Below are 8758 nucleotides of genomic sequence, written 5' to 3'. Positions count from 1 at the left end.
TTTTAACCTTTATTAAATCGGCTTTTCAACTCCAGGTATTGAAACATACTGCATTCCCCAAAAAACCAGTGAAGGTGATAAGCCTTTGTGGCGGAGCCGGTAGTTTCCTGATTAACAGGGCATTAGCAGCAAATGCCGATGTTTACATCACCGGTGATATAAAATACCACGAGTTTTTTGATGCAAATGACCGGATCTTAGTCTGTGATATAGGGCATTTTGAGAGCGAGCAGTTCACGATCGACCTCCTATATGATATTTTGCGGGAAAAATTTACTAACTTTGCCGTCCTCAAAACAAAAGTAAAAACCAACCCGGTCCATTACTTTTTTTGATCATCAAAACACAAAACATCAATCAAAATATGGCCAACGTTAAAGATTATTCTGTTGAGGAAAAATTAGCCTCTATGGTTGCCCTTCAAAAGGTAGAATCAAAGATCGATGAAATTCAGATTTTGAAAGGCGAACTACCCATGGAAGTGAGTGATCTTGAAGATGAAATCACGGGTCTGAATGCCAGGCAAACAAGGATAGAAGAGGAGATCAATGGAATCCAGGAGTTTATCAATAGCAAAAAGAACCTGATAAAAGATGCAGAGGCGCTGATCAAGAAATATGAGAAGCAATCTGAGAATGTAAAAAACAGCCGGGAGTTCGAAGCAATCAATAAAGAAATTGAAATGCAGCAACTCGAAATGAAACTCGCTGAAAAACATATCAAGGATGCCAATGAAGAAATCGGTGAAAAAGTGATCGTGCTTGATCGTGCCAAAAAGAACATTGGAGCAAAGGAAGGTGTACTTAGTACAAAAAAAGGCGAACTTGAAAAAATCATCGCATCAACTGAAAAAGAAGAAAAACATTTTAGCAAATTGTCTTCTGATGCCCGCGAAAAGGTTGAAGAGCGTTTGTTGAATTCATACGATCGTATCCGCAAAAATTATCGTAATGGTTTAGCAGTGGTGCCTGTAGAACGCGATGCCTGCGGTGGTTGCTTCAATGCAATTCCTCCACAGCGTCAGAGTGAAATCAAACAACGCAAAAAAATTATCGTATGTGAAAACTGTGGTCGTATACTGGTTGATCGTGACCTGTTCGACAGTGTTGACGTTAAATGATCTTAAATAAGTTTTCCTGATAAAATTTATATCTGAAGGTGTTCGTGAAAATGAACACCTTTATTTTTTATATTGAGTGATGGAATCATATATTGAGTGATGGAATCAAAGAATACTGTGCAGTCCTTATGAAACGTATATATTCCATCTTATTTTTGGTTTGCAGTTTCAATTTTCTTTCCGCAGAAAAGATATTTGACTTCAATAAGGAATGTCAACAGGCTTACCAGGAGATCCTGAAACTGAAATTGCAATCGGGTCAACAGCTGATTGACCTTGAAAAAAAGAAGCATCCCGACAACCTGATCCCGCATCTGCTAGAAAATTATATAGATTTTTTTACGCTGTTCTTTAATGAAGATCCGGCGGAATACACAAAGCGGATGCGCAATCTCGACAAGCGTTTATCACTCCTTAGCGACGGCCCGGAAAATTCTCCATATTATCTTTTCAGCGCTGCAACGGTTCATTTTCAATGGGCTGTTATTAAAATCAAATTCGGGCATAACTGGGATGCGGGTTGGGAGTTCCGCCGCTCGTTTGTACAGGTGAAAGACAACGCAAAAAAGTTTCCGGATTTTCTTCCTAATCAAATGTATCGTGGTGCTATGCAGGTGGCAGCTGGAACAATTCCGGAAGGATACCGCTGGCTCAGCAATATGATGGGTATCCGTGGAAGTATACAATCCGGCATGAAGGAGTTAAGGATATTTCTGCAGTCGCCGGATCCGGCGGCCATGCTTTACCGTGATGAAGGAATCTTCTATTATTGTTACCTGTCTTACTATATAGAAAACGATAAGGAGGGCGTGTTGGACTATGTCCGCAACCAGAAGCTTGACCTGGTTAACAATCATCTTTTTGCTTATCTCGCAGCTAACTTAAGTACACACAACCAACAGGCAGAAGTTGCTTTAGAAATTCTCGACAAAAGAAGTGCTGAGCCCGGCTATTTCCAGTCTCCTGTCTGGGACCTGGAAAAAGGATATATTTTATTATACAAAGGTTCACCTGAAGCCCTCACTTACCTTGAACGTTTTGCCGCAACATTCAAAGGTAAATTTTATATGAAAGATGCCTTACAGAAAATCAGCTGGCTGTATTATATGAAAGGTGACCAGGCAAAAGCAGATCGTACCCGCCAACTCATACTTACAAAAGGCAACACGGATAGCGAAGCCGATAAACAGGCGCAGCAGGAAGCCAATACGAAGGTCTGGCCCAACAAATTATTACTACAGGCAAGATTATTTAATGATGGTGGTTATCATCGTGAGGCCTTAAGGTTGTTGCATGGTAAGTCTGCCGGTGACTTCCGGGAACCCCAAGAAAAACTCGAATTTAATTATCGTGCAGGAAGAATTTATGATGATTTAGACCGCGATAATGAAGCGATTAATTTTTATAAGCTTGCCTTCCGGCAAGGTAAAAACCGGCAGGAATATTTTGCAGCAAGAGCGGCTTTGCAAATTGGATTTATTTTGGAGAAGCAACAAAAATTCCAGGAGGCACTTACCTGGTTCAGAGCTTGTATTACCATGAAGGATCACGACTATAAAAACGGTATTGATCAACGCGCCAAGGCAGGTATAGACCGTTGCGAGGTAGCCCTGGAAGATGGTGAAAAATAACCTGTCATTTCCAGGCTTTTCACCTTGATTACTAGAGTGAATTAGCTAATTTTCAGTTTTAATAGGGACGATTGATCAGCAGGAGTAAAACATATGCTTAACAGACTTCATATTCAGAATTACGCAATCATTGATGATATTGAGATTGATTTCTCTGGCAAGTTGAATATCATTACCGGTGAAACAGGAGCCGGTAAATCAATATTGATGGGAGCTCTTTCACTGATACTAGGTGATCGGGCCGATTTGACTGTACTGCAAAACCGTGAAAAGAAATGTTTTGTCGAAGCGATATTTAACACTGAAAAAAAGAAAAATATCCGTGAATTTCTGAAAGCAGAAGATCTGGATTTAGAAGATGAGCTGGTGATCCGCAGGGAGATCAATGTAAACGGAAAATCACGCGCGTTTGTAAACGATACACCGGTGAATCTTGATCAACTTCGGGGTTTGAGTTCCATGCTGGTTGATCTGCATCAGCAGTTTGATACACTTGAACTTGGAGATGCAGACTTTCAACTTGAAGTGATCGATGCACTGGCAGCACACACCCAATTGCTGGTTGGTTATGCCAACTTATACCGCCAATGGACAAACGCTGTAAGGGATCTCGCTGAACTCAATACAAGAAAAGAACAATTCACAAAAGAATTTGATTATAATAAGTTTTTGTTTGATGAACTGGAAGAATCGGCGCTTAAAGAAAATGAACTCGAAGATGCGGACGCGGAGCTGAATCTGCTTTCAAATTCCGAAGGTATAAAAGCAGTATTGCAGAAACTCACTTACGAACTGACCGAAGGTGAAGAACCTGTTGTTTCTTCCTTAAAGTCTTTATGCGGCCAGTTGCAGTCATACTCATCATACCACGTTAAATTACCTGAGATCGTTAGCCGGCTCCAATCGGCCCAGATAGAACTACAGGATATCGCCGATGAGGTGGAAAGTATAAGTGACCAGGTTCAATATGATCCACGGCGCATAGAAGAACTTAACGAGAGAATAGCTGTTGGCTACAAGCTTCAAAAAAAGCATGGGGTAAAATCAACTGCCGGGCTTCTTGAAATTAAAATCCAGTTGCAGGAAAAGTTGCAGGACGTTTTAAATATAGACGAATCAATTGCAAAAACACAGGCCCTGTCAAACAATTTACAACAGGACGCGACAGGTATTGCAATACAGCTAACAATAAATAGAAATAAACAGGTTGCACCGCTTGAAAAAAATGTTAATGAATTACTTTCCAAAGTGGGTATGCCAAATGCCAGGTTAAAAGTGCGGATTTCAACCTTGCCTTCATTGAGTGAAGACGGGCTTGATAAAATAGAGTTGCTATTTGATGCGAATAAGAGCAATCGTTTTGAGCCGATCCGGAAAGTGGCTTCAGGCGGAGAGCTAAGCAGGCTCATGTTATGCATTAAGTCGCTGGTTGCTGAATCACTCGACCTGCCGACATTGATCTTTGATGAGATTGATACGGGAATTTCAGGTGAAGCCGCAAAACAGGTTGGTATCATTATGAAAGGGCTTGCCAGGAAACGCCAGGTGATATCTATAACCCACCAACCGCAAATAGCAGGTAAGGCAGATGCCCATTTTTTTGTTTATAAACAGATCAAGGGCGACACTATCAAAACCAATATAAGGATGCTCTCAAATGAAGAACGCATTACAGCCATAGCAAAAATGCTTAGCGGTGAAAAGCCAACTGCTGCTGCATTGGAGAATGCCCGTGAAATGGTAAACAACTGATTCTTCATAAACTAAGAGCCTCACCACCACCATCGTTACTTCGCTTTAATCCCTTATTTTTACCGCATCATTTCAATCACTATCAAAAATCCACTATGTCGTACAATCTCTTAAAAGGGAAAAAGGGAATTATTTTCGGAGCGTTAGATGAAAAATCGATGGCCTGGAGAACCGCACTGCGTTGTCATGAGGAAGGAGCAAGTATTGTGCTTTCAAATGCACCGGTTGCCTTAAGGATGGGCGAGATAAATAAATTGTCAGAGCAGATCAGTGCACCGGTATTTGGAGCCGATGTTACAAATATGGATGACCTGAAGAAGTTATTTGAAGGGGCCTCTGCTCATTTCAATGGTGGAGTTGATTTTATTCTTCATTCAGTGGGAATGAGTTTGAATGTACGTAAGGGTCGTGGTTACACTGATCTGGATTATGGATTCAATCAAAAAACCCTGGATATCTCGGCAATGTCACTGCACCGGGTGCTGAAAACAGCCTGGGATATGGACATGCTCAATGAGTGGGGTAGCGTAGTGGCACTTTCTTATATTGCCGCTCAACGGGTTTTTCCTGATTATAGTGAAATGGCCGATGCCAAAGCTTTGCTTGAAAGTGTTGCCAGGAGTTTCGGTTATCATTATGCTTTAAGAAAAAAAGTAAGAATCAATACAGTCTCACAATCACCTACCAAAACTACAGCCGGTTCCGGTGTGAAAGGGTTTGACGGTTTCATCGGTTATGCTGAAAAAATGAGTCCGCTTGGAAATGCCACAGCCGATCAATGCGCGGATTATTGTGTTTCGCTTTTCAGTGACCTTACGAAAATGGTAACCATGCAGAATTTATTTCATGATGGTGGATTTTCAACAATGGGTGTAACAGAAGGTGTGATAACACAGATGGAAAAATAAAATATCCTGAATAGATGCATATCGAACATCTCGCTATATGGGTTTCGGAGCTGGACACAATGAAGGCGTTTTATTGCAACTATTTCGGCGCAACGGCGGGGCCGGTTTATCTCAACCCGGTAAAGCAATTCCAGTCAGTTTTCCTGAGTTTTGATACTGGAGCAAGGATCGAACTTATGAAAATGCCCGGTATCCCGGAATCTGCGAATGATCCATATAAGCAGTTTTCAGGGCTTGTTCATCTTGCCATTTCAGTGCGATCAGTTCATGCTGTAGATGAAATGGCAGACAGGTTAATAGCGGATGGCTTTGAATTGCTGGATGGACCAAGAATGACTGGTGACGGATACTATGAATGTGTGATCCTCGACCCCGAAAATAACAGGATAGAGATTACAGTATAGAAAACAGGAAAGAGATTACAGTATAGAAAATTTGATAATATCCATCAAAGAAATAAGCAGCTATTTGAACCAGATGGGTTTTTAGACGATGGATGTTTAGACCATGGGTGTTTGGACGAAATAAATATTAAGAGGAAATAAAAAGCGGACCCTTAAGCCCGCTTTCTTTATCTGGTAATCTGCTTTCTTAATATTCGTCTTCATTAAAAAAGAAATCATCCTGGCTTGGATAATCAGGCCAGATGTCTTCGATGCCTTCATAAATTTCACCTTCGTCTTCGAGTTCCTGCAGGTTTTCAACCACTTCAATGGGTGCGCCGCTGCGGATCGCGTAGTCGATAAGTTCATCCTTGGTAGCAGGCCAGGGTGCGTCTTCGAGATAGGATGCTAATTCGAGTGTCCAAAACATTATTATACCCGTTTTAATTTGAACCGGGAAATGAATTCTCCCCGTAATTTTTTCGCAAAAGTAAATTTCTAAACGATATAACCAAATCTAATATTGAAAAACGGCTCTATATTTATTTTATTTTTAGTTTTCTCCCCTTGAACCGACTGGTTTGTAGTAATTTACGGCGCTGATAAGTACTTATGTTAAAAGCTGCCAACATTCAAAAATTCTACGGAAAACTGCAGGTACTAAAGGGGGTGGACCTTAAGATTGCAAAATCTGAGATCGTAAGTATTGCCGGACCTTCAGGATCCGGTAAAAGTACACTTTTACATATCCTGGGTACGTTGGATGCGCCTTCGGCCGGGGAAGTGATCATAAATGGCCAGGTTGTGAACTATCTCCGCGAAAAACAGGTGGCCGCATTCCGTAATAAACATATTGGCTTTGTTTTCCAGTTTCATCACCTGCTGCCGGAATTCAGCGCTATCGAAAACGTTTGTATCCCGGGTTGGATGGCCGGCCGCAAAAAAAAGGAAGTAGCAGAAAAAGCAGTTGAACTACTGGGAACCCTGGGGTTAAAAGACAGGGTCGAAAACAAACCAGGTAGTTTGTCGGGTGGGGAACAACAACGTGTAGCGGTCGCAAGGGCGCTGATTAATGATCCGGCTATAATCTTTGCCGACGAACCTACGGGTAATCTTGATTCGGGCAATGCAAGAGAGTTGCACCAGCTTTTCTTCGATCTTCGGAACCGTATGGGCCAGACTTTCCTGATAGTTACCCATAACGAGGAACTAGCGACTATGAGTGACCGCATTCTGCATATGAAAGATGGGAAGATAGTGGAATGATACCGGTTAAACCCTTGGCTTCCAGGGAGTCTCAGGAGCATTTAGTTCCTGGCCAATAAATCTCGCAAGCATAAAAAGATAATCACTCAGCCGGTTGAGGTACTTAATAATTAAAGGGTAATTTTCATGGGAAGCCTCGATCAGCCTTACACATAGCCGCTCGGCGCGACGGCAGACGCAGCGGGTTATATGGATATTCGAAACAGTAACATGTCCCCCGGGAAGAATGAAGTTTTTCATGGGAGGCAGCGCTTCATTCATGATATCTATTTCTTGTTCCAGTACACTGATATCAGTTTCGTGCAGATCCGGAATCAAAAGCTTTGATTCCTTACCCGGATCAACAGCCAGAGAAGAACCAATGGTAAACAAGCGATCCTGGATCTCCTGTAGAGTCATTTTCGCATGTTTATTTGGAATAAGATCAAGACAAAGACCAATATAGGAGTTCAACTCATCAACTGTACCATAAGCTTCGATCCGCAGATCTGCTTTGGAAATTTTGGTTCCTCCAATTAAGGAAGTGGAACCTGAATCACCGGTTTTAGTATAGATCCTGAATGCCATAAATTAAGCATGAAACAATTAAGCATGAACCAATTTCTCGGTGTTTAACCGATCACTTTCAATAAGCCCATCTTTTAAACGCACCACTCTTTTGGCATAATGGGCAATGTCTTCTTCATGTGTAACCAGCACAACCGTATTACCGCTTGCATGGATGGTATTAAATATTTCCATGATTTCGACAGAGGTTTTAGAATCAAGGTTACCCGTAGGCTCATCTGCCAGGATCAGCGCGGGGCTGTTTACCAGTGCCCTGGCAATGGCGACACGCTGACACTGACCACCACTAAGTTCATTTGGTTTGTGGTGGCTGCGGTCCTGCAGGCCTACTTTGCCGATAACATCCATCGCCATTTCGGTCCGGAGTTTCTTCGGTATTCCTGCATAAACAAGGGGAAGGGCTACATTTTCGGCTGCCGTTAAACGGGGTAGCAGGTTAAATTGCTGAAAAACAAAGCCAATCTCTTTATTCCTGATTTCGGCAAGATTATCATCTGCCATCTTACTGGCATCATGTCCATTCAGGATATATGTTCCGGCAGTTGGTGTATCAAGACAACCTAATATATTCATCAATGTGCTTTTTCCGGAACCAGAAGGTCCCATTAAAGCAACATAGTCACCTTTGAAGATATCCATGTTGATCCCTTTCAAAACAGAGATTGCCTGTTTACCCATGTAATAACTTTTGCGGATATCTACAAGATGTATGATTGGGGTCATTATGACTAATTGTTATGATTAATGCAATACATGGGTCGTAAAGAAAAGCAATTATTACGGTTGATCCGAATTAATTTCCGCATTGTCGGGCTTTGTGATAACCTTAGGTACCAGTAAGAAACGGCTATCATGGTCGGGAGCATTTTTCAGACCTTCCTCCCGGCTCACCGAGCCGGTTACCTCATCTTCCCTTAATATATTCAGATTAGCCGACATGTGCAGGAGGGGAGTCACACCAGTGGTATCAAGTTCATTCAACTTTTCAACGAACCTGATCATTTTTTCAAGATCCTTTTTTATGTCTGTTTTTTCCTGATCATTGAATTCCAGTCTTGCGAGGTTGGCAAGGTTGTCGATCATTTTGTCGTTCACTTCCATGAAAACAAAAATAACAAAAAACTGGTTTAT

The 8758-nt window shown here is 41.8% G+C and carries 11 protein-coding genes; 7 read left to right on the top strand and 4 right to left on the bottom strand.

The window, feature by feature from the left end:
• The 6 genes from VK664_RS11880 to VK664_RS11855 form a co-directional block, all read left to right on the top strand.
• The coding region (locus VK664_RS11880; RefSeq protein ID WP_461398877.1) for a Nif3-like dinuclear metal center hexameric protein at positions 1-335 on the top strand (335 nt) is incomplete at its 5' end.
• Positions 336-364: 29 nt separating this feature from the next.
• On the top strand, positions 365-1120 hold the full coding sequence (locus VK664_RS11875; RefSeq protein ID WP_461398876.1) for a zinc ribbon domain-containing protein: 756 nt from the start codon (positions 365-367) through the stop codon (positions 1118-1120).
• A 128-nt stretch (positions 1121-1248) separates the two neighbouring features.
• Positions 1249-2751 (top strand): tetratricopeptide repeat protein, encoded by a 1503-nt coding sequence (locus VK664_RS11870; RefSeq protein WP_461398875.1) that lies wholly within the window; start codon positions 1249-1251, stop codon positions 2749-2751.
• Positions 2752-2844: 93 nt separating this feature from the next.
• On the top strand, positions 2845-4503 hold the full coding sequence (gene recN / locus VK664_RS11865; RefSeq protein ID WP_461398874.1) for a DNA repair protein RecN: 1659 nt from the start codon (positions 2845-2847) through the stop codon (positions 4501-4503).
• 95 nt (positions 4504-4598) lie between these two features.
• Entirely contained in the window at positions 4599-5411 is an 813-nt protein-coding gene (locus tag VK664_RS11860) for an enoyl-ACP reductase FabI (protein WP_461398873.1), read from the top strand.
• A gap of 14 nt (positions 5412-5425) precedes the next feature.
• On the top strand, positions 5426-5815 hold the full coding sequence (locus VK664_RS11855) for a VOC family protein (protein WP_461398872.1): 390 nt from the start codon (positions 5426-5428) through the stop codon (positions 5813-5815).
• A gap of 187 nt (positions 5816-6002) precedes the next feature.
• Here the strand turns inward: VK664_RS11855 and VK664_RS11850 are convergent, their stop codons facing one another.
• Positions 6003-6224: a DUF2795 domain-containing protein gene (locus tag VK664_RS11850; RefSeq protein ID WP_014221625.1), complete on the bottom strand. Its 222-nt coding sequence runs from the start codon at positions 6222-6224 to the stop codon at positions 6003-6005.
• Between the two features lie 182 nt (positions 6225-6406).
• On the opposite strand from VK664_RS11850, the gene VK664_RS11845 reads away from it, so the two are divergent.
• Positions 6407-7060 carry an ABC transporter ATP-binding protein gene (locus VK664_RS11845; protein WP_461398871.1) on the top strand — a complete coding sequence of 218 codons (654 nt, stop codon included), beginning with the start codon at positions 6407-6409 and terminating at the stop codon, positions 7058-7060.
• A 6-nt stretch (positions 7061-7066) separates the two neighbouring features.
• Here the strand turns inward: VK664_RS11845 and VK664_RS11840 are convergent, their stop codons facing one another.
• From VK664_RS11840 to gatC, 3 genes are read right to left on the bottom strand one after another with little or no spacing between them, the layout of a single operon-like run.
• Positions 7067-7627 (bottom strand): cob(I)yrinic acid a,c-diamide adenosyltransferase, encoded by a 561-nt coding sequence (locus VK664_RS11840; protein WP_461398870.1) that lies wholly within the window; start codon positions 7625-7627, stop codon positions 7067-7069.
• 18 nt (positions 7628-7645) lie between these two features.
• Positions 7646-8350: an ABC transporter ATP-binding protein gene (locus VK664_RS11835; RefSeq protein WP_461398869.1), complete on the bottom strand. Its 705-nt coding sequence runs from the start codon at positions 8348-8350 to the stop codon at positions 7646-7648.
• Between the two features lie 54 nt (positions 8351-8404).
• Positions 8405-8728: an Asp-tRNA(Asn)/Glu-tRNA(Gln) amidotransferase subunit GatC gene (gatC, locus tag VK664_RS11830; RefSeq protein ID WP_461398868.1), complete on the bottom strand. Its 324-nt coding sequence runs from the start codon at positions 8726-8728 to the stop codon at positions 8405-8407.
• Positions 8729-8758 lie beyond the last annotated feature (30 nt).

It is taken from the genome of Flavitalea sp. (assembly GCF_035489435.1).
Lineage (GTDB): Bacteria > Bacteroidota > Bacteroidia > Chitinophagales > Chitinophagaceae > DATHKG01.
This window is presented reverse-complemented; position numbering and strand designations above follow the sequence as displayed.

Excerpts from the sequence above, each read along its gene's own strand:
- VK664_RS11835 (WP_461398869.1), bottom strand. The coding sequence starts at position 8,350 with ATGACCCCAATCATACATCTTGTAGATATCCGCAAAAGTTATTACATG.
- VK664_RS11850 (WP_014221625.1), bottom strand. The coding sequence starts at position 6,224 with ATGTTTTGGACACTCGAATTAGCATCCTATCTCGAAGACGCACCCTGG.
- VK664_RS11855 (WP_461398872.1), top strand. The coding sequence starts at position 5,426 with ATGCATATCGAACATCTCGCTATATGGGTTTCGGAGCTGGACACAATG.
- VK664_RS11840 (WP_461398870.1), bottom strand. The coding sequence starts at position 7,627 with ATGGCATTCAGGATCTATACTAAAACCGGTGATTCAGGTTCCACTTCC.
- VK664_RS11860 (WP_461398873.1), top strand. The coding sequence starts at position 4,599 with ATGTCGTACAATCTCTTAAAAGGGAAAAAGGGAATTATTTTCGGAGCG.
- recN (WP_461398874.1), top strand. The coding sequence starts at position 2,845 with ATGCTTAACAGACTTCATATTCAGAATTACGCAATCATTGATGATATT.
- VK664_RS11845 (WP_461398871.1), top strand. The coding sequence starts at position 6,407 with ATGTTAAAAGCTGCCAACATTCAAAAATTCTACGGAAAACTGCAGGTA.
- VK664_RS11875 (WP_461398876.1), top strand. The coding sequence starts at position 365 with ATGGCCAACGTTAAAGATTATTCTGTTGAGGAAAAATTAGCCTCTATG.
- VK664_RS11870 (WP_461398875.1), top strand. The coding sequence starts at position 1,249 with ATGAAACGTATATATTCCATCTTATTTTTGGTTTGCAGTTTCAATTTT.
- gatC (WP_461398868.1), bottom strand. The coding sequence starts at position 8,728 with ATGGAAGTGAACGACAAAATGATCGACAACCTTGCCAACCTCGCAAGA.